At 63.5% G+C, this 20,620-nt stretch carries 11 protein-coding genes; 5 read left to right on the forward strand and 6 right to left on the reverse strand.

The features are described 5' to 3' along the window. Nucleotides 1-81 precede the first annotated feature (81 nt). The gene (locus PMA3_RS09855) at nt 82-1,350 is read left to right on the forward strand and encodes an OprD family porin (protein WP_064676959.1); all 1,269 of its coding nucleotides are present in this window, start codon (nt 82-84) and stop codon (nt 1,348-1,350) included. Between the two features lie 159 nt (nt 1,351-1,509). Here PMA3_RS09855 and PMA3_RS09860 read toward each other — a convergent pair whose 3' ends face one another. The 4 genes from PMA3_RS09860 to pcaQ all read right to left on the reverse strand — a co-directional run bounded on the left by PMA3_RS09860 (nt 1,510) and on the right by pcaQ (nt 4,733). Next, the gene (locus tag PMA3_RS09860) at nt 1,510-2,208 is read right to left on the reverse strand and encodes an SOS response-associated peptidase family protein (RefSeq protein WP_064676960.1); all 699 of its coding nucleotides are present in this window, start codon (nt 2,206-2,208) and stop codon (nt 1,510-1,512) included. A 129-nt stretch (nt 2,209-2,337) separates the two neighbouring features. Next, a complete protein-coding gene (gene pcaG / locus PMA3_RS09865) occupies nt 2,338-2,940 on the reverse strand; it encodes a protocatechuate 3,4-dioxygenase subunit alpha (RefSeq protein WP_064676961.1) in 603 nt (200 codons plus the stop codon). A 12-nt stretch (nt 2,941-2,952) separates the two neighbouring features. Beyond that, a complete protein-coding gene (pcaH, locus tag PMA3_RS09870; RefSeq protein WP_064676962.1) occupies nt 2,953-3,672 on the reverse strand; it encodes a protocatechuate 3,4-dioxygenase subunit beta in 720 nt (239 codons plus the stop codon). Nucleotides 3,673-3,803: 131 nt separating this feature from the next. Next, on the reverse strand, nt 3,804-4,733 hold the full coding sequence (gene pcaQ / locus PMA3_RS09875) for a pca operon transcription factor PcaQ (RefSeq protein WP_064676963.1): 930 nt from the start codon (nt 4,731-4,733) through the stop codon (nt 3,804-3,806). 185 nt (nt 4,734-4,918) lie between these two features. Here pcaQ and PMA3_RS09880 point away from each other — a divergent pair, with 185 nt between their 5' ends. The 4 genes from PMA3_RS09880 to PMA3_RS32650 all read left to right on the forward strand — a co-directional run bounded on the left by PMA3_RS09880 (nt 4,919) and on the right by PMA3_RS32650 (nt 10,221). Beyond that, a complete protein-coding gene (locus PMA3_RS09880; protein WP_064676964.1) occupies nt 4,919-6,640 on the forward strand; it encodes a type I secretion system permease/ATPase in 1,722 nt (573 codons plus the stop codon). Between the two features lie 7 nt (nt 6,641-6,647). Further along, nucleotides 6,648-7,982 (forward strand): HlyD family type I secretion periplasmic adaptor subunit, encoded by a 1,335-nt coding sequence (locus PMA3_RS09885; protein WP_064676965.1) that lies wholly within the window; start codon nt 6,648-6,650, stop codon nt 7,980-7,982. Nucleotides 7,983-7,990: 8 nt separating this feature from the next. After that, nucleotides 7,991-9,307: a TolC family outer membrane protein gene (locus PMA3_RS09890; protein WP_237140729.1), complete on the forward strand. Its 1,317-nt coding sequence runs from the start codon at nt 7,991-7,993 to the stop codon at nt 9,305-9,307. Between the two features lie 674 nt (nt 9,308-9,981). Next, the gene (locus PMA3_RS32650) at nt 9,982-10,221 is read left to right on the forward strand and encodes a hypothetical protein (RefSeq protein ID WP_161491140.1); all 240 of its coding nucleotides are present in this window, start codon (nt 9,982-9,984) and stop codon (nt 10,219-10,221) included. Here the strand turns inward: PMA3_RS32650 and PMA3_RS09895 are convergent. Both PMA3_RS09895 and PMA3_RS32930 read right to left on the reverse strand, forming a co-directional pair. Further along, the gene (locus PMA3_RS09895) at nt 10,212-12,053 is read right to left on the reverse strand and encodes an O-linked N-acetylglucosamine transferase, SPINDLY family protein (RefSeq protein WP_064680660.1); all 1,842 of its coding nucleotides are present in this window, start codon (nt 12,051-12,053) and stop codon (nt 10,212-10,214) included. The two genes, PMA3_RS32650 and PMA3_RS09895, sit on opposite strands and share 10 nt — an antisense overlap. Before the next feature lie 82 nt (nt 12,054-12,135). Continuing rightward, nucleotides 12,136-20,613 (reverse strand): hypothetical protein, encoded by an 8,478-nt coding sequence (locus PMA3_RS32930; protein ID WP_064676967.1) that lies wholly within the window; start codon nt 20,611-20,613, stop codon nt 12,136-12,138. Between the last annotated feature and the right edge of the window lie 7 nt (nt 20,614-20,620).

Below are 20,620 nucleotides of genomic sequence, written 5' to 3' on the forward strand. Positions count from 1 at the left end.
TGATGCCTGTCGGTTTGCCGGGTATCTCGACTTAGTGCCGTTTGGGATCGCCGATTTACCACCTAACAAGAAGAGAGAGCTATGCACGTACTTCGTCCCACCCAAGCTTTTCTGTTGTCCGGCCTTACTGGGGCTTTCGGCGTTTGTTCATCCGCTTCGGCTGAGTTCCTTGCGGACAGCAAGGCCAGTCTGGACATGCGCAATTTCTATATGAACCGAGACTTCCGCCAGCCAGCGGCCCCACAAAACAAGGGCGAGGAGTGGGCGCAAGGCTTTCTGTTGCGCTACGAATCCGGCTACACCGAAGGACCGGTGGGCGTCGGGGTCGATGCGCTTGGTCTGCTCGGCATCAAGCTGGATTCGAGCCCGGATCGCGCGGGAGCCACCGGTCTGCTACCGCGTGGCGCCGAGTCGAGGAGGGCACCCGATGACAACAGCGAGCTTGGCCTGACTGCCAAGCTCCGGGTTTCCAAGTCCACCCTTAAGGCGGGGACCCTGATTCCCAAGCTGCCGGTATTGCAGCCCAACGATACACGGCTGCTGCCGCAGACCTTCCAGGGTGGCTGGCTGAACTCGACGGACCTCGCGGGCCTGACCTTCGACGCCGGTCGCCTCACCCAGGTGAGCCAGCGCGACTCGACCAACCGCGAAGACATGACAGTCATGAAAGGCCCCAGGCGCAACATCGTGACCGGGGCGAGGGCCACCACCGACCAGTTCGACTTTCTCGGTGGCAATTACATGTGGAGCAAGACGCTGAGTACTGGCTACCACTACGCGCAGTTGGACGACCTGTACAAGCAGCACTTTCTGACGGTGATGCATGTGTTGCCCATTGCCGAGGGGCAGGCGCTGAAATCCGATCTGCGTTGGGCCCGTTCGACCGATGACGGCAGCAGCAATGTCGACAACCAAATGCTCGGCGCCATGTTCACCTATTCACTGGGCGCGCACGCCTTCGGTCTCAGCTACCAGAAAATGAGCGGCGACACTGGTTTCGCCAACGTTCAGGGCACCGATCCGTACCTGGTCAACCTCCTGCAAATCAACGACTTTGGCAATCAGGACGAGCGCTCCCTGCAAGCCCGTTACGACTTCAACTTCGCCGGCCTCGGCATTCCCGGCCTGACCTTTATGACCCGTTATGCAAAAGGCGACCAGGTCGACCTGGGAGTAGCTTCGGGAACCGGCAAGGAGTGGGAGCGTAATACCGACATCGGCTATGTGATCCAGAGTGGTGCGCTGAAAAACGTCGGCATCAAATGGCGCAACGCGACGTATCGCTCGAGCTTTGCCAGTGAAATCGACGAGAATCGCCTGATCCTCAGCTACAGCCTGCCGCTCTGGTAAGGCTGTTGCGTCGATGTCCATGCCGGGTGCCGTTCTGGCATCCGGTATTCAGGGGGGGCGCAACGCGCTTGGCAACTGGCAGGAAGATTTCTGAGTAAAAATGACTAATCGCAATCCCGCATCAATGGCGCAGTCAGTGTGGCGGGGATAGCCCTGTAATCACCTTGTGTGCTTTTGTTTTTTCAACGGTTCGATCAGTTCGGCCCCTTGGTTCCGCACGTTTCCTACGGCGAAGTCGACCTTGAACCATTCGAAAGCCTCGGTCGGCTCGCCTTGAAGCAACACCATCTGCTCGGCGCGCTCCTTGGGCGTGGCGGGGTCCAGCCATTCCCGGGCCAGTTCCGGCGATAGCACCACGGGCCTGCGGTCGTGGATATCCACCATGCCCCCGGCGCTGTCGGCGGTGATGATGACGAAACCGTCATGCTCTCCTGGTTCATGTTCGCCGATCGGGTATTGGCCAATTGCAGCGCAGAAGATTGGCGACCGGTCACGATGGCGAATCAGGTAGGGCTGTTTTTTAGGGCCGCCTTCGTAAACCCATTCAAACCAATTGTCGATTGCGATGATCGCCCGATGGGGCCAGATGGCTTTAAAGAAGGGTCCGTGGGCGACCTTCTCAACCCGGGCGTTGATCGGCGATACGCGATCTTTGGCCCAGTGTGGCCGCCATCCCCAGCGAACCCTGTCAGCGCGCAGGTATTCCCCATCCCGGTGAAAGAGGGCGAGCTGCGTGGTCGGCGCGGCGTTATAGCACGCCAAAGGCTGGTCGCCGGCATAGTTGATCAGTGCGTTGGGAATGCTGAGCGCCGCGACAAAGTCGTGAATGCCGTGGTACTGGGAAAGGCGTCCGCACATGGTCAGGTTCTCCTGGTGTGCCTTCAGAATAGACCTGTGGTGTTCCAGCGTAGCTCCCGACGGACCGATTCCCGATCCTGAACCGGTGGTGCGCTGAAGCAGCCTCCCTGCAAAGGGAGGCTTTGATCGTTAGAAGTCGAAGAACACTGTTTCCGATTCGCCTTGAAGATGAATGTCGAACCGGTAGGCCAGCTTCCCGTCAACCCTGCAGCGCTTGGCAATCAGGGATTCGCGCCGATGGGGCTGTTCAATCAGATTCAATACGGGATCCGCTGCATTCGCCTCGGTTTCGTCGTCGAAATACAGCCGGGTCTGCAAGTGAATGTTGATGCCTCGAGCGAACACAGACACATTGATATGCGCCGCCATGGGGAGACCCAAGGCGTTTTTCACCACGCCAGGCTTGACGGTGTGGATTGTCCACTCACCGACATCCGTAGTGGCGGTGCGGCCAAAACAGTTGAATGATTTTTCCAGAGCGTAACCGGTGTCGTAGGCGCCTTCATGATTCGCCTGCCAGAACTCTAGAAACGCATCGCGAATCAGCTGGCCATTACCGTCATAAAGGTGACCCATCAGTAAAATATGCTCACCCGGCGCACCAGGTCCAGCCATTACATTGCCGATTTCCTGCTCACGCGACGGGTTGCCGGCCGCCTCCAGTGCCAAGCCGATATGCACATAGGGGCCGGCTGTTTGCGATGGGGTTTCAGGCAGCAGTTGAACGGGCATTCGCGGTCCTCCTCAGCAGTTTTCGAAGTGGGTCTTGCGCTGGCCGCGCAGGACGATATCAAAACGATAAGCCAGGCAATCCATGGGATTGGCCATGCTCATATCGAGCTTGGCGATCAAACTCTGCACCGCTTCCTGGTTCGAGATCGACTTGACTATCGGGCACATGGGGATCAGCGGATCACCTTCGAAATACAGCTGGGTAATCAAGCGCGTGGCAATTGACGGGCCACTGATGGAGACGTGGATATGGGCCGGTCGCCAATCATTGGGACCATTGCGCCAGGGGTATGGGCCGGGTTTGACGGTGCGAAAGCTGTAGTTGCCATCGCGGTCAGTCAGCGTGCGGCCGACTCCGCCGAAATTCGGGTCAAGGGGCGCCAGGTAGCTGTCTTTTTTATGCCGGTAACGACCACCGGCGTTGGCCTGCCACATCTCCACCAGGGTGTGGGGAATCGGCTTGCCGTACTGATCGCACACTCGACCCGCGACAATGATGCGTTCGCCGATAGGCAAGCCGCCCTGATTGAAATTCAACAGCAGGTCGTTATCGTGCCGACCCATCTTCAGATGGGAAAAATCCGGGCCGCTGGTTTCGGATAAAGACTGGGGAATGCTCACCAGTGCCTGGCGCGGGGATCGCAGGACCGAAGTCTTGTAGTCGGGTGTCAGGGCTTTGGGATGCCAATTACGGTCACGAATGACGAAGCGGCTTTCATGCGCATCAGACATGTCGATCTTCCTGTTGTTATGGTTAGTCAGAGGCAGCGCTGCATTGGCGGCTACCTGTGGCTCAGTCTCCCTTGTTGCGCCCTGACCGAAAATTGAAAAAACCGACTTTATCCATATCCAGATGGTTATGGTTATGGATATGTTCCCTCGCGATATTCTTGCCCAACCTCGCGCAGTGCCTCCACGCACCACTGCGCTGCGGGTGTCACAGGCCTCGTAGGGTTGGTGCATAGCCCTACAGAACCGCCAGGTTCACGCATCCCCAGGTCCAATTCGACCAACTCACCTTGCCTCAAGTCCTGTCGGACAGCGTCGAAAGGGGCGACCCAGATGGCCTGGCTGCATTGCACGTAGCGCCGGCTCAGGGTCACCGACAGGGTTTCCAGACGTTGGCTTGACGGGGTCATTCCATGTTGCACAAACAGGCCGTCGGCGAATTTGCGGATCGTGGTCCCCGCCAAGGGTAATACCACGGGATAGTTTTCGAGGTTTTTATGCCCCGGCGGATCAGTCAGCAGCGGGTGGCCTTTGCGTACCACCAGGGTCATGGACTCGCTGTACAGGTGCTCGAACGTCAACCCGTGGATCGAGGGGCTATCGGTCATTCTGCCCACCACCAGGTCCAGCTCACCGACACGCAGTTGGGCCAGCAGGTAGGCGCTTGGCCCGGTCACGACACTGACCGCCAGCCCGGGATGTCGGTCGTGTAGACGGCAGACCACTTCAGGAACCAGCAGGCTTTCAACGGTGGACAGGACGCCCAGTCGAACGGTAATTGGCTCGTGTACACCGGAGCGCAAACTGTTGACCCCTTCGCGCAGGGATTGCACGCTGGGTCCCGCATATCGCAAAAAGGCCACGCCAGCCTCGGTCAGCGTCGAGCCCTTTTTGCTGCGATCAAACAGCTTGGCAGCGAGCAGTACTTCCAATTCCTTCAGCGTCTTGGACAGGGCTGGCTGGCTGATTGCCAATTTGTCGCAAGCCTGTGCCAGGCTCCCCTGGCGCGCCACCTCGAGAAAACACACCAGATGACGGAATTTGATTCGGGTATCGATGTTCAATCGGTCTTTCCTGGGTTGTGCGGTTCATTGAAAACAAGTTCAAGATCGCTTCATTGAAGCCGATGGAGTAGGGGACTGACTGACTGGCTGCAAGCATTTCATCAGTTTGGGGCAAAGTGCTAGCATCGGCTGCCGCGCAATGCACCCCGTCTTTTCCCACTGTTTTTTTTATTCTTTCGGACTTTATGCGATTTTTCCTGGATCCCGAGCGAGATATCGATGCAGCGCTGCTACGTTATCGTCGGCTTTTCGGCGTATTGGCCCTGTTCAGCGGGGTGATCAACCTGCTGATGCTAGTCCCTTCCATCTACATGATGCAGGTCTTCGACCGCGTTCTGACCAGCCGCAATGAAACCACGCTGTTGATGCTCAGCCTGATCCTGGTCGGGTTCTTTGCGCTTGGCTGTGTGCTGGAATGGGTGCGCGGCCAGGTCATGATCAAGATGAGCGCCGGCCTGGACACCCAATTGGGCGAGCGGGTATTCGATGCCGCGTTCGAGCGTAGCCTGAAGGAGCGCAGCGCCAACCCGGCGCAGGTGCTGAGCGATCTGAACAGCATCCGGCAGTTCGTGACCGGTCCGGCACTGATTGCCATCTTCGATGCCCCGTGGCTGCCGATCTACGTCATCGCAACGTTCCTGTTCCATCCCTGGCTTGGGGTGTTCACCGTCATCGGCTCGCTGATTCTGGCCGGGCTGGCCGTCTGGAACGAGCTGACCACCCGCAAAAGCATGAGCGAAGCCAACCGCTTGTCCGTCGCGTCATCCAGCTACGTGAACAGTACCTTGCACAATGCCGAAGTGATTCAGGCGATGGGCATGCTCACGCCTTTGCGCCGGCGCTGGTTCAACGTGCAGCAGCGGGTCATTACCGAGCAGGGCGAAGCCAGTGACCGCAGCTCGCGGATCGCTGCGTTGTCACGCTTTGTGCGCATGACCTGGCAATCACTGGCCCTTGGCCTGGGCGCCATCCTGGTGATCGAGAACCAGATTTCCGCCGGGGTGATGATCGCCGTGTCCGTTTTGCTGGGGCGCGCAATGGCGCCAGCCGAAGCGCTGATCGGTTCGTGGAAGCAAATGGGTAACGCCAAGAGCAGCTACGAACGCTTGAACCGCCTGCTCACCGAATTCCCCAAGGCCGCGCCAGGCATGCCTCTGCCACCGCCGACCGGAGCCTTGAGCATCGACCGCCTGGTGATCATCCCGCCGGGCATGCAAAAGCCCGCGGTCAACGGTGTGACCATCAGCCTGGCCAAGGGCGAGGTACTGGCGATCATCGGCCCGAGCGCGTCGGGCAAGTCCTCCCTGGCGCGCGCCATGGTCGGCATCTGGACCGCCAGGCAGGGCTCCGTACGCCTGGACAGCGCTGAGGTCGGCCAGTGGTCGCGTGAAGCCCTCGGTCCTTATTTGGGTTACCTGCCCCAGGACATCGAACTGTTCGATGGCACCATCGCCGAAAACATCGCGCGCTTCGGCGAGGTGGACGCCAGCAAGGTCATCGAAGCGGCGCAACTGGCCGGTATCAACGAGATGATCCTGCACTTCCCCAAAGGCTATGACACCTTGCTCGGGACCGGCGGGCTGGGGTTGTCTGGTGGTCAGAAGCAACGCATCGGCCTGGCCCGCGCGTTGTATGGCCACCCGGCGCTGGTGGTGCTCGACGAGCCCAACTCCAACCTCGACGATGCCGGTGAAGCGGCGCTGGTGCAGGCCGTGCGCAAGCTCAAGGCCAATGGCTGCACCGTTGTGCTGGTCACCCACAGGCCGAGCATTCTCGGCGCAGTCGACAAACTGCTATTCCTCAAAGACGGCGTGCAAACCCTGTTCGGGCCGCGTGACCAGGTGCTCAAGACCCTGGTGCCACCGACGCCGCCAAAAGCCGTCGAACCCCGCAATCAAGAAGCCTGAGGCGTCAATGCAAGCCAGTCCGAGCGACATTTCGCCCCCCGAGAACCAGCCCGATGCGGATGCTACGGGCGTGGCCAGGATCGGTGTCTGGTTTTTGCTCCTGGGCCTGGGCGGGTTCCTGCTTTGGGCCTGCCTGGCACCGCTTGATCGCGGCGTGGTCGGTAGCGGCACCGTGGTGGTTTCCGGCGAGCGCAAGACCGTCCAGTCGCGCACCGGCGGCATGATCGACAGCATCCTGGTACGCGAAGGCGACCGGGTGCTGCAAGGTCAGGTCGTGGTGCAGCTCAATACCGTCCAGGCGAAGTCGCAACTGGATGTCGCCCTGGGCCAATGGCTCGGCGCACGCGCCGTCGAGGATCGGTTGAGAGCCGAACGCCTGAACCGCGACAGTGTGCAGTGGTCCGAGGCGTTGCTGGCCCGCGCCAGCGACCCGCGCGCCGTCGCGGCGATGGAGCTGCAAGGCTATCTGTTTGCCACCCGCCGTGCCGAGCTGGCCAGCCGCATGCAGATCAGCCGGCACGAAATAGCCTCGCTCAACGAACAGCTCAAGGGCTTCGCCGAGATCAAGCGCAACCACGCCGTACAGCTGCAATTCCAGCAGCAGGAGCTCAAGGGTCTGCGTGAACTGGCCCGTGAAGGTTACCTGCCACGCAACCGGCTGTTCGAAGCGGAAAGCAATGCGGCGCAGTTGGGCGCTCAATTGGCGTCGAGCATTTCCGATATCGGCCGCACGCGCCAGGCGATCAATGAGAGCGAGCTCAAGACCCTGCAACAAGGGCAGATCTTTCGCAGCGATGCCGAGTCGCAACTGACCCAGGTCGTGGCCCAGACCTCAAGCCTGATCGACCAGATCAAGTCACTGGAATTCGAAGTCAACAGCGGCGCCATCGTCGCCCCCGTCGCCGGCCAAGTGATGGGCATGACCGTGCATACCGTCGGCGGCATCGCACCGGCGGGCCAGCGCCTGATGGACATTGTGCCGCAAGGCTCCAGCTGGGTGGTCAAGGCGCAATTCCCGCCGATGATGGCCGACCGGCTCAAGCCGGAGCTGCCGGTCGACCTGCGTTTCGGTTCGCTGCAGCGGGTACACACCCCGGTGATCGTCGGCAAGGTGGCCACGGTATCGGCCGACCAGTTGATCGACGAGCACACCGGTTCGCCTTACTTCTCGGTGGAGGTCTCGGTCAGCCCCGAGGCGATCATCCATCTGCGCGAGCTGGGCCTGGATATCAAGCCGGGCATGCAAGCCGAAGTGCTGGTCAAAACCGGCGAGCGGACCCTCGCCAACTACTTGATGCAGCCGGTGACCGAGCGTATGGCCGGTGCTTTCAAGGAAGAATGATCGTGTCCATGCGTATAGCCTTGCTGCTCTCTGTGTTCTGCTCGTGCCGGCTGCTGGCGGCCGAGCCGCCGTTGTCGCTGGTGGCCCTCTACGACGCCTCGCGACTCTTTGACGCGACCTACAAGGTCGCCGGCCACGACTACGAAGCCTCGCGCCAGGAAGAGGCGATCGGCCGCAGCGCCTTGCTGCCGCAGGTGGCCATCAACTCTCGCTACGGCCATGGCGGCCAGTTTGAAAACCAGCCCTCGACCAACAGCCAGGACGATCAGTTCGCTTCCGACAGTATTGCCCTGTCGGTTATCCAGCCGCTGTTCGACAAAGGCCGCTGGGCGTCCTACGAACAGGCCAAAGCCCGTGGGCAACTGGGTGAAGTCCAGCACGAGGGTGCGGACCAGGCGCTGTTCGACCGCGTGGTGCAGGCCTATTTCGACCTCGCCCAAGTGGAAAACGAACTCGAGCTGACGACCCAGCAGAAAGCCTCGATCGAAGCCTTGGCCAAGCAATCCAGGCGTCTGTTCGAAGCCGGGGAAGGCACCATCACCGACCTTGAAGAGGCGCAAGCCCGGCTCGATTCGATTCGCGCCCTGGAAATCCAGTTGCAGGCCCGGCATCGTGCGGCCCTGCGCAAGCTGGCGGGGCGCGCCGGCATCGCCGTCAGCGAGATCCCGCAGATGCAGGAGCAGGCACCGGCCGCCGCCTTGCTTGCCCCCGAACAGGACCTCGACTACTGGCTAATCAAGGCTGACCAGGCCGCGTCCACACTGGGCATCAGTCGTGCTTCGATCAAAGTGGCCGAAGCCAACCTCAAGCAGCAGAAGGCCGGGCACTACCCGACCGTGGCGCTGAGCAGCCGGCTGGCGCGGGTCGGCCAGAGCGACATCAACGAAACGACCCAGCGCCAGTCGACCTATTATGTGGGCGTGGTGATCGATATCCCGCTGTACCAGGGCGGCGGGGTCAGCGCTTCTTCCGAAAAAGCCCGCGCTGCCCTGGAGAGTGCCCGGTCCGGCTACGATGCCCAGCTCCAGCAGATGAACGAGGACCTCGAACTCAACTACCTGGGTGTGGTGGCAGGCTTCGAGAAGATCAAGGCCCTGGTGACCTCCGTGCGATCCAGCCAGACCGCCTTGAAATCCGCGGAAAAAGGCTATGAGGCAGGCGTGCGCTCGACGGTCGACATCCTCGACGCCCAGCAGCGCCTGTTCTCCGCCAAGCGTGACCTGCTCGATACCAAGCTGGCGATGCTGCAAAGCTATGTCAACCTGCACACCCGCACCGGTCAGATGACCCGCAGCCAGCTGGAAAAGGTCCAGGAGTTATTCTGATAGCTGACACACCGCGTTATCGTCGTGCCTGTAGGAGCGAGGCTTGCCCGCGAACCAGACGCTGTGGTGTATCTGTAAAACCGCGTTATCGTTCTTCGCCCGTAGGAGCGAGGCTTGCCCGCGAACCAGGCGCTGCGGTGTATCTGTAAAACCGCGTCATCGTTTTTCGCCGGCAAGCCTGGCTCCTACGGGAACCAGGCGCTGTGGTGTATCTGTAAAACCGCGTCATCGTTTTTCGCCGGCAAGCCTGGCTCCTACAGGCACCAGGCGCTGTGGTGTATTTGTTGCACTGCGTCATCGTTCTTCGCCTGTAGGAGCGAGGCTTGCCCGCGAACCAGACGCTGTGGTGTATCTGTAAAACCGCGTTATCGTTCTTCGCCGGCAAGCCTGGCTCCTACAGGCACCAGGCGCTGTGGTGTATTTGTTGCACTGCGTCATCGTTCTTCGCCTGTAGGAGCGAGGCTTGCCCGCGAACCAGGCGCTGTGGTGTATCTATAAAACCGCGTTATCGTTCTTCGCCGGCAAGCCTGGCTCCTACAGGAACCAGACGCTGTGGTGTATTTGTTGCACTGCGTCATCGTTCTTCGCCTGTAGGAGCGAGGCTTGCCCGCGAACCAGACGCTGTGGTGTATCTGTAAAACCGCGTTATCGTTCTTCGCCCGTAGGAGCGAGGCTTGCCCGCGAACCAGGCGCTGCGGTGTATCTGTAAAACCGCGTCATCGTTTTTCGCCGGCAAGCCTGGCTCCTACGGGAACCAGGCGCTGTGGTGTATCTGTAAAACCGCGTCATGGTTCTTCGCCGGCAAGCCTGGCTCCTACAGGAACCAGACGCTGTGGTGTATCTGTAAAACCGCGTTATCGTTCTTCGCCGGCAAGCCTGGCTCCTACGGGAATCAGGTGCGGCGTTACGGCTGAGCCCTGCCAGGCGCCACACTGCTGATCGCGTCCTCGAAATCCCTGACGAAGCGCGGCGTGTCGAACAGCGCAGAATGCTCTCGGCCCTGGTGTAGACGCTTACGCAAGCCGGGCAGCAGATCCGCCTGCGTCGCCAGTTCTACGGCGCGCTCTTCGTACTCGGTCAGCGTGGTGGTGATCAGCTCCGGCAGGTCCAGCGCAGTCAGCAGGCTGCCCGCCATGCGCGAGGCAAAGGTGCGTCCCGATCGGGTCAGCACCGGCAAGCCCATCCACAAGGCATCGTTGGCCGTGGTCCCGGCGTTGAACGGATAGGCGTCGAGGAACAGGTCCGCGGCACTGTAGCGGGCCAGGTATTGCGCCGGTGCGACCCGCGGGGCGAACAGCAAGCGTGCCGGATCCACGCCATTTGCCCGGGCTCTGGCGCAGAGGTTTTCCTGTGCCCAGGGGTTATCGGCCAGCAGCCACAATACACTCTCGGGGGCGCGCTGCAGGATACGCATCCAGCAGTCGAACACTGCTTCGTTGAACTTGTAGTTGTTGTTGAACGAGCAAAACACGAAGCGGTCTTGCGGCAAGCCGCACTCGGCGCGGGTCGGCAACGCCGCAACGGGTCGCTGGCGGTCACTGCACTGGTAGATCTGTGCCAGATACAGCGGTGTTTCGCTGTAGTACGCCTTCTCGCTATCGGGGATCAGGTAGCGGTCGGCGATCACATAATCGATGCCCGGCAGGCCGGTCGACCCGGGAAAGCCCAGGTAGGTCATTTGCACCACAGCCGGGCGGTAGGCCGGAATGTCCGGACGTGCCCCCGACGTCAGCCCGTGAAGGTCGATGAGGATGTCGATCTCATGATTGCGAATGCATTGCGCGGCGGCGGCATCATCCATGGCATCGATGCGTACGAAGTGATCCATGGCCTGCCTGACCCGCTCGCGCAGTGCCGAGCCATCTTCGCGGCTCCAGCAAAAACCATACACCTCGAAGCGCTCCCGATCGATCAGCTCGAACAGCTCTACGGTCAGCAACGACACCGCATGCAGGCAGAAGTCCGATGACAGAAAGCCGATGCGCAGCTTTTGGTGGCCGTAGCCCTGGGCCGAAGCGAGGGCGGGGACCCGGACATTGACTCGCTCTTTGACAAAGTGCACCGCGGCGGCCAATTGCAGGCCAGGGTCATCGCTGGCGGCGAGCAGCGCCAGGGGCGAGGAGGCCTTGAGCAGGTCGCCCCGGGTCAGGCCCGCCGGCGGCTCGTAGACCGGCCAGACACATTGTTTCTGGCGCAGATGCACCCAGTGCTGGATCACCTTGGGTTGAACCGGGTCGGCTTCCAGGCTGGTGCGCAGGATGGCTTCGGATTGCTTTAGCTGACGGGTTTCTTCCAGCAGGCGACCCAGGTTATTGCAGGTCATCAGGTACAGCTCGCGGCTTTGCGCGGCGTCGACCAGGTTGTCATCGAGCATCGATTGCCAGATGGCCAGGGCCTCCTGGGGTTTTTGCTGACGCTCCAGCAGTGTCCCCAGGTTGAACCAGGCCTGGGCGAATTCCGGGTTCTGGGCAATGGCGGCGCGATAGGCACGCTCGGCGGCCGGTATCTGTCCCAGTTGAGTCAGGGTGGCCCCCAGGTTGAACTGGATAATGTAATTGACCGACGAGTGACAGTGCTGCAGCCAGCGCTGGTAGAGCGCCGCGACATCGGTGATGCGCTGCGCGCCATTGAGCCGTTCTGCGGTTTCGAGCAACTTCATCGGTTCCAGCGTGACACCCTCGGCCAGCTGCAGGGCTGCGGCCAGCACGACATCGAGGTTCGGGCTTTCAAGATTCTCTCTAGGCATTTGCGCGAAGGTCTCTTCCAATAAAAAAATACCGAGCTCTTTCGAGCCCGGTATCGGATCAGTCAAGGTTTACCACTGAAGATCAGTGAATCCAAGTCTGCACATCGGTTGCGACCAACAACTGGACGTCACCATCGTTGAACACGTTGTAGCTGGCGCCTTCGACCGTGGTGGTACCGGCCGCTTGCCACTCGCCACTGTCGCCGGTGATGTTGACCGTGTCGTTGTGGTCACCGTCGATGATCATCTGCACCGGTGCCGCGGCGCCAGTCGCCACATCCACCTGGCCGGCCTGGCCAAGCTTGCCGACTGCCTCGGCATCGACGGTCAGTACGCTGGCCTTGCCGCCGTCCGCCGCCAGATCGATGGCACCCAGGGAGTGGGCATCGACTGCGTGCGAATCCAGCTTGGTCAGGTCGAACGACTGATTGCCATTGGCATCGGTGCGGAACCAGACGTCGGCGATCGTATGGCTCTGGCCATCGCTGGTTTCGTAGCTGCTATCGAGGCCGATCAGGTTGCCGTGGTTGAGCTCGGCGGTCTTGGCCACATCCAGGTTGAACTGGGTGATGCCCAGCTCGTTGAGGGTGTGCATCTCGCCCTTGTCACTGACGCCATCGTTGTTGGCATCGACCCAGACTTGCAGCGACGCGAACAGCTGGTCAGCGCCGTTGACCGCGCCGTCATGGTTACTGTCCAGGCTGACGAGTGCCTCGAAGCCGTCTTTGGCTAACGAACCGTCCGGCAGGCGGAACGAGGAACCGAACAGCTCGGAGCCATCGTTGACCTGGCCATCGCCATTGAGGTCGAGCGCCAGCAGGCCGTCACCGCCAGTGGCCCAGCCGGTGGTTTCCTTGTGGCCGTCGGCATTGAGGTCGAACTTGACGCCGGTGCTCAGGTGCGTGGTCTGCACGCCATCACCGTTGAGGTCCAGGACCAGTGGCGTGGACAGGGCCAGCGCATCGATCTGGGCGGCAGTCATCGCTTGCAGTTGTGCCGTGGTGAACGAATCAACCTGGGTCATCGACAGGTGCGACAGTTGCGCCGTGGTCAGGACTGCGGCTTGCGCCGTGGTCAGGGCCGCGACTTGCGCGGTGGTCAACGCCGCCATGTCCGTGGTTTCGATCGCCACGATCTGGGCGGTGGTCAGGGCCGCTACATCGGCGGTTTCCAGGGCGCTGATCTGGGTTGGCTTGAGGGCCGCGATCTGCGCCGTGGTCAGGGCCGCGACCTGGGCAGTGGTCAACGCTGCCAGTTGGGCAGAGGTCAGGGCACCGATATCGGCCGTTTCGATGGCCGCCACTTGCGTGGTGGTCAGGGCTGCGATCTGGGTCACCTTCAGCGCCGCCACTTGGGCGGTGGTCAGGGCAACCACTTGGGCGGTGGTCAGTGCAGCCGTCTGCGCGGTGGTCAGGCTTGAAGCGTTGGCCACTGTCAGCGCGGCGATGTCTGCGGTTTCAAGGGCCGCCACTTGAGTGGTGGTCAATGCCGCCGCTTGGGCAGTGGTCAATGCCGCCACTTGAGCAGTGGTCAAGGCGACCACTTGCGCCGTGGTCAGCGCTGCCACATCGGCGATTTCCAGTGCGCTGATCTGGGCAGGCTTGAGCGCCACGACTTGTGCGGTGGTCAGGGCGGCAACCTGTGCGGTGGTCAAGGCTGTCAATTGCGTATTGGTCAATACACTCAGGTCAGCGGTTTCCAGGGCCGCCACCTGGGTGGTGGTCAGGGCTGCAATCTGGGTCGGCTTCAGCGCGGCGACCTGGGCCGTGGTCAGTGCCACCACCTGAGCGGTAGTGAGTGCCGCCACGTCGGCGGTTTCCATGGCACTGATCTGGGTCGGCTTCAGCGCCGCCACCTGTGCCGTGGTCAGCGCCGCGACCTGGGCGGTGGTCAGGGCCGCGACGCTGGCAGTGGTCAGCGCGCCGATATCCGCGGTTTCCATGGCCGCCACTTGCGTGGTGGTCAGGGCAGCCACTTGGGCCGGTTTCAGCGCGGCCACCTGGGCGGTGGACAGCGCCACCACCTGAGCGGTGGTCAGGGCTGCGGTCTGCGCAGTGGTCAGTGCCGCGACGCTGGTCATTGGCAAAGCGGCGATGTCAGCGGTTTCGATGGCCGCCACTTGCGTGGTGGTCAGGGCGGCCACTTGGGCGGTGGTCAGGGCCGCCACCTGGGCGGTGGTCAATGCCACGACCTGGGCGGTAGTCAGTGCCGCGACATCGACAGTCTGCAGGGCGCTGATCTGGGTCGGTTTCAGTGCCGCGACTTGTGCCGTGGTCAGTGCCGCGACCTGGGCAGTGGTCAAGGCGACGACGCTGGCGGTGGTCAGCGCGCCGATATCCGTGGTTTCGATGGCCGCCACCTGCGTGGTGGTCAGGGCGGCCACTTGGGCGGTGGTCAGTGCCGCGACTTGTGCGGTGGTCAACGCCACCACCTGAGCGGTAGTGAGTGCCGCCACGTCAGCGGTTTCCAGAGCAGCGACCTGTGCCGGAGTCAGTGCCGCGACTTGTGCCGTGGTCAGCGCTGCGACTTGGGCGGTGGTCAGCGCCACCACGCTGGCGGTGGTCAGTGCCGCGACATCGGCGGCCTGCAGTGCCGCCACTTGCGTGGTGGTCAGCGCCGCCACCTGGGCAGGTTTCAGCGCGGCCATTTGGGCGGTGGTCAGCGCCACCACCTGGGCGGTGGTCAGGGCAGCGGCCTGCGCGGTGGTCAGGGCCGCGATGCTGGTCACTGGCAAGGCAGCGATGTCAGCGGTTTCGATGGCCGCCACCTGGGTGGTGGTCAAGGCCGCTAGCTGGGTGGTTTTCAGCGCGGCGACCTGGGCGGTGGTCAACGCCACCACCTGAGCGGTAGTGAGTGCCGCCACGTCGGCGGTTTCCAGAGCAGCAACCTGGGCCGGGGTCAGCGCCGCAACTTGGGCCGTGGTCAGCGCTGCGACCTGAGCGGTGGTCAGGGCCACTACGCTGGCGGTGGTCAGTGCAGCGACATCGGCGGCCTGCAGGGCCGCCACTTGTGTGGTGGTCAGCGCCGCCACTTGGGCCGGTTTCAGACCGGCTACCTGGGCAGTGGTCAGGGCGACCACCTGAGCGGTGGTCAGCGCAGCGGTCTGCGCGGTAGTCAGGGCCGCAACGCTGGCCACTGTCAAGGCGGCGATGTCAGCGGTTTCGATGGCCGCCACTTGCGTAGTGGTCAGCGCGGCCACTTGGGCGGTGGTCAGTACCGCCACCTGGGCGGTCGTCAGGGCCACCACCTGAGCAGTGGTCAAGGCGGCCATGTCAGCGGTTTCCATGGCACTGATCTGGGTCGGCTTCAGGGCCGCCACTTGGGCCGTGGTCAGCGCCGCAACTTGGGCGGTGGTCAACGCTACCAGTTGGGCGGAGGTCAGGGCGCCGACGTCGGCAGTTTCCATGGCTGCCACTTGCGTGGTGGTCAAGGCCGCCACTTGGGCTGGTTTCAGCGCTGCGACTTGTGCCGTGGTCAACGCCACCACCTGAGCGGTAGTGAGTGCCGCCACGTCAGCGGTTTCCAGAGCAGCAACCTGGGCCGGAGTCAGTGCCGCGACTTGTGCCGTGGTCAGCGCTGCGACCTGAGCGGTGGTCAGGGCCACCACGCTGGCGGTGGTCAGTGCAGCGACATCGGCGGCCTGCAGGGCCACCACTTGCGTGGTGGTCAGCGCCGCTACCTGGGCCGGTTTCAGCCCGGCTACTTGGGCGGTAGTCAGGGCGACCACCTGGGCGGTGGTCAGGGCAGCGGTCTGCGCGGTGGTCAGGGCTGCGACGCTGGTTACTGGCAAGGCAGCGATGTCAGCGGTTTCGATGGCCGCCACTTGCGTGGTGGTCAGCGCGGCCACTTGGGCGGTGGTCAGGGCCGCCACCTGGGCGGTGGTCAATGCCACGACCTGGGCGGTAGTCAGTGCCGCGACATCGACAGTCTGCAGGGCGCTGATCTGGGTCGGTTTCAGGGCTGCGACTTGTGCCGTGGTCAGTGCCGCGACCTGGGCAGTGGTCAAGGCGACGACGCCTGCGGTGGTCAGCGCGCCGATATCCGCGGTTTCCATGGCCGCCACTTGCGTGGTGGTCAGGGCGCCCACTTGGGCGGTGGTCAGTGCCGCGACTTGTGCCGTGGTCAACGCCACCACCTGAGCGGTGGTGAGTGCCGCCACGTCGGCGGTTTCCAGGGCAGCGACCTGGGCCGGAGTCAGCGCCGCGACTTGTGCCGTGGTCAGTGCTGCGACCTGAGCGGTGGTCAGGGCCACCACGCTGGCGGTGCTCAGTGCGGCGACATCGGCGGCCTGCAGGGCCACCACTTGCGTGGTGGTCAGCGCAGCCACTTGGGCCGGTTTCAGCCCGGCTACTTGGGCGGTGGTCAGCGCCACCACTTGGGCGGTGGTCAGGGCTGCGGTCTGCGCAGTAGTCAGGGCCGCAACGCTAGTCACTGGCAAGGCTGCGATGTCAGCAGTTTCGATCGCCGCCACTTGCGTGGTGGTCAGGGCGGCCACTTGTGCGGTGGTCAGGGCCGCCACCTGGGCGGTGGTCAATGCCACGACCTGGGCGGTAGTCAGTGCCGCGACATCGACAGTCTGCAGGGCGCTGATCTGGGTCGGTTTCAGTGCCGCGACTTGTGCCGTGGTCAGTGCCGCGACCTGGGCAGTGGTCAAGGCGACGACGCCGGCGGTGGTCAGCGCGCCGATATCCGCGGTTTCGATGGCCGCCACCTGCGTGGTGGTCAGGGCGGCCACTTGTGCGGTGGTCAGTGCCGCCACCTGGGCGGTGGTCAACGCCACCACCTGAGCGGTGGTCAAGGCGGCCACGTCGGCGGTTTCCAGAGCAGCGACCTGTGCCGGAGTCAGTGCCGCGACTTGTGCCGTGGTCAGCGCTGCGACTTGGGCGGTGGTCAGCGCCACCACGCTGGCGGTGGTCAGTGCAGCGACATCGGCGGCTTGCAGGGCTGCCACTTGCGTGGTGGTCAACGCCGCCACCTGGGCCGGTTTCAGACCGGCTACTTGGGCGGTAGTCAGGGCGACCACTTGGGCGGTGGTCAAGGCTGCGGTCTGCGCGGTAGTCAGGGCGGCAACGCTGGTTACAGGCAAGGCGGCGATGTCAGCGGTTTCGATGGCCGCCACTTGCGTGGTGGTCAGGGCGGCCACTTGGGCGGTGGTCAGTGCCGCGACTTGTGCCGTGGTCAACGCCACCACCTGAGCGGTGGTGAGTGCCGCCACGTCGGCGGTTTCCATGGCGCTGATCTGGGTCGGCTTCAGCGCCGCCACCTGTGCCGTGGTCAGCGCCGCTACCTGGGCGGTGGTCAGGGCCGCGACGCTGGCGGTGGTCAGCGCGCCGATATCCGCCGTTTCCATGGCCGCCACTTGCGTGGTGGTCAGGGCAGCCACTTGCGCCGGTTTCAGCGCGGCCACCTGGGCGGTGGACAGCGCCACCACCTGAGCGGTGGTCAGGGCTGCGGTCTGCGCGGTGGTCAGTGCCGCGACGCTGGTTACTGGCAAGGCGGCGATGTCAGCAGTTTCGATGGCCGCCACTTGCGTGGTGGTCAGCGCGGCCACTTGGGCGGTGGTCAGGGCCGCCACCTGGGCGGTGGTCAATGCCACGACCTGGGCGGTAGTCAGTGCAGCGACATCGACAGTCTGCAGGGCACTGATCTGGGTCGGCTTCAGGGCCGCGACTTGTGCCGTGGTCAGTGCCGCGACCTGGGCAGTGGTCAAGGCGACGACGCCTGCGGTGGTCAGCGCGCCGATATCCGTGGTTTCGATGGCCGCCACTTGCGTGGTGGTCAGGGCGGCCACTTGTGCGGTGGTCAGGGCCGCGACTTGTGCCGTGGTCAACGCCACCACCTGAGCGGTGGTGAGTGCCGCCACGTCGGCGGTTTCCATGGCAGCGACCTGGGCCGGAGTCAGCGCCGCGACTTGTGCCGTGGTCAGTGCCGCGACTTGGGCGGTGGTCAGCGCCACCACGCTGGCGGTGGTCAGTGCGGCGACATCGGCGGCCTGCAGGGCCGCCACTTGTGTGGTGGTCAACGCCGCTACCTGGGCCGGTTTCAGCCCGGCTACTTGGGCGGTAGTCAGGGCGACCACCTGGGCGGTGGTCAGGGCAGCGGTCTGCGCGGTGGTCAGGGCCGCAACGCTGGTCACTGGCAAGGCGGCGATGTCAGCGGTTTCGATCGCCGCCACTTGCGTGGTGGTCAGGGCGGCCACTTGTGCGGTGGTCAGGGCCGCCACCTGGGCGGTGGTCAATGCCACGACCTGGGCGGTAGTCAGTGCCGCGACATCGACAGTCTGCAGGGCGCTGATCTGGGTCGGTTTTAGGGCTGCGACTTGTGCCGTGGTCAGTGCCGCGACCTGGGCAGTGGTCAAGGCGACGACGCCTGCGGTGGTCAGCGCGCCGATATCCGCGGTTTCCATGGCCGCCACTTGCGTGGTGGTCAGCGCGGCCACTTGGGCTGTGGTCAGGGCCGCCACCTGGGCGGTGGTCAACGCCACCACCTGAGCGGTAGTGAGTGCCGCTACGTCAGCGGTTTCCAGAGCAGCGACCTGGGCCGGAGTCAGCGCCGCGACTTGTGCCGTGGTCAGTGCCGCCACCTGGGCGGTGGTCAGCGCAACCACGCTGGCGGTGGTCAGTGCAGCGACATCGGCGGCTTGCAGGGCTGCCACTTGCGTGGTGGTCAGCGCCGCCACTTGGGCCGGTTTCAGACCGGCTACCTGGGCAGTGGTCAGCGCCACCACCTGGGCGGTGGTCAAGGCTGCGGTCTGCGCGGTGGTCAGGGCCGCAACGCTGGCCACTGTCAAGGCGGCGATGTCAGCGGTTTCGATGGCCGCCACTTGCGTGGTGGTCAGGGCAGCCACTTGGGCAGTGGTCAGGGCCGCCACCTGGGAGGTGGTCAGGGCGACAACCTGAGCAGTGGTCAAGGCGGCCACGTCGGCGGTTTCCAAGGCACTGATCTGGGTCGGCTTCAAAGCCGCGACTTGTGCCGTGGTCAGTGCCGCGACCTGGGCGGTGGTCAACGCTACCAGTTGGGTAGAGGTCAGGGCGCCGATATCGGCAGTTTCCATGGCCGCCACTTGCGTGGTGGTCAGCGCAGCGACTTGCGTGGTTTTCAGCCCGGCCACCTGGGCGGTGGTCAATGCCACGACCTGAGCGGTGGTCAGGGCTGCGGTCTGCGCGGTAGTCAGGGCTGCAACGCTGGCCACTGTCAAGGCGGCGATGTCAGCGGTTTCGATGGCCGCCACTTGCGTAGTGGTCAGCGCGGCCACTTGGGCGGTGGTCAGTGCCGCGACTTGTGCCGTGGTCAACGCTACCACCTGAGCGGTGGTCAAGGCGGCCACGTCGGCGGTTTCCATGGCACTGATCTGGGTCGGCTTCAGGGCCGCCACCTGTGCCGTGGTCAGCGCCGCGACCTGGGCGGTGGTCAGTGCCGCGACGCTGGCGGTGGTCAGCGCGCCGATATCCGCGGTTTCCATGGCCGCCACTTGCGTGGTGGTCAGGGCCGCCACTTGGGCCGGTTTCAGCGCGGCCACCTGGGCGGTGGTCAGCGCCACCACCTGGGCGGTGGTCAGGGCAGCGGTCTGCGCAGTGGTCAGTGCCGCGAGGCTGCTCACTGGCAAGGCGGCGATGTCAGCAGTTTCGATCGCCGCCACTTGCGTGGTGGTCAGGGCGGCCACTTGGGCGGTGGTCAGGGCCGCGACCTGGGCGGTGGTCAATGCCACGACCTGGGCGGTAGTCAGTGCCGCGACATCGACAGTCTGCAAGGCGCTGATCTGGGTCGGTTTCAGGGCCGCGACTTGTGCCGTGGTCAGTGCCGCGACCTGGGCAGTGCTCAAGGCGACGACGCCGGCGGTGGTCAGCGCGCCGATATCCGCGGTTTCCATGGCCGCCACCTGCGTGGTGGTCAGGGCGGCCACTTGGGCGGTGGTCAATGCCGCCACCTGGGCGGTGGTCAACGCCACCACCTGAGCGGTGGTGAGTGCCGCCACGTCAGCGGTTTCCAGAGCAGCGACCTGTGCCGGAGTCAGCGCCGCGACTTGTGCCGTGGTCAGTGCCGCCACCTGGGCGGTGGTCAGCGCCACCACGCTGGCGGTGGTCAGTGCCGCGACATCGGCGGCCTGCAGGGCCACCACTTGCGTGGTAGTCAGCGCAGCGACTTGCGTGGTTTTCAGCCCGGCCACTTGGGCAGTGGTCAAGGCGACAACCTGTGCGGTGGTCAGGGCGGCGGTCTGGGCCGTGGTCAGGCTGGCGAGCGAGGCGACGGGCAGCACAGCGATATCCGCCGTTTCGATGGCAGCGACTTGCGTAGTCGTCAGCGCGGCGATCTGCGTGGTTTTCAGTGCGGTGACCTGAGCGGTGGTCAGGGCCACGACTTGTGCGGTGGTCAGCGCCGGTACTTGCGCGGCCGAGAACGCGCCGATGTTGGGCATGGTGATGACCGCGATCTGCGCAGTGGTCATCAGGGCGATCTGAGCGGTGCTCAAGGCTGCGATATCCTGGGTTGCGAGCCCAGCAATGGTGGTTGTACTCAAGGCAGCGACTTGCGCTGGGGTCAACGAAGAAATAAAGCTCATGAACGCA

The sequence above is a fragment of the Pseudomonas silesiensis genome, from assembly GCF_001661075.1.
GTDB classification, from domain to species: domain Bacteria; phylum Pseudomonadota; class Gammaproteobacteria; order Pseudomonadales; family Pseudomonadaceae; genus Aquipseudomonas; species Aquipseudomonas silesiensis.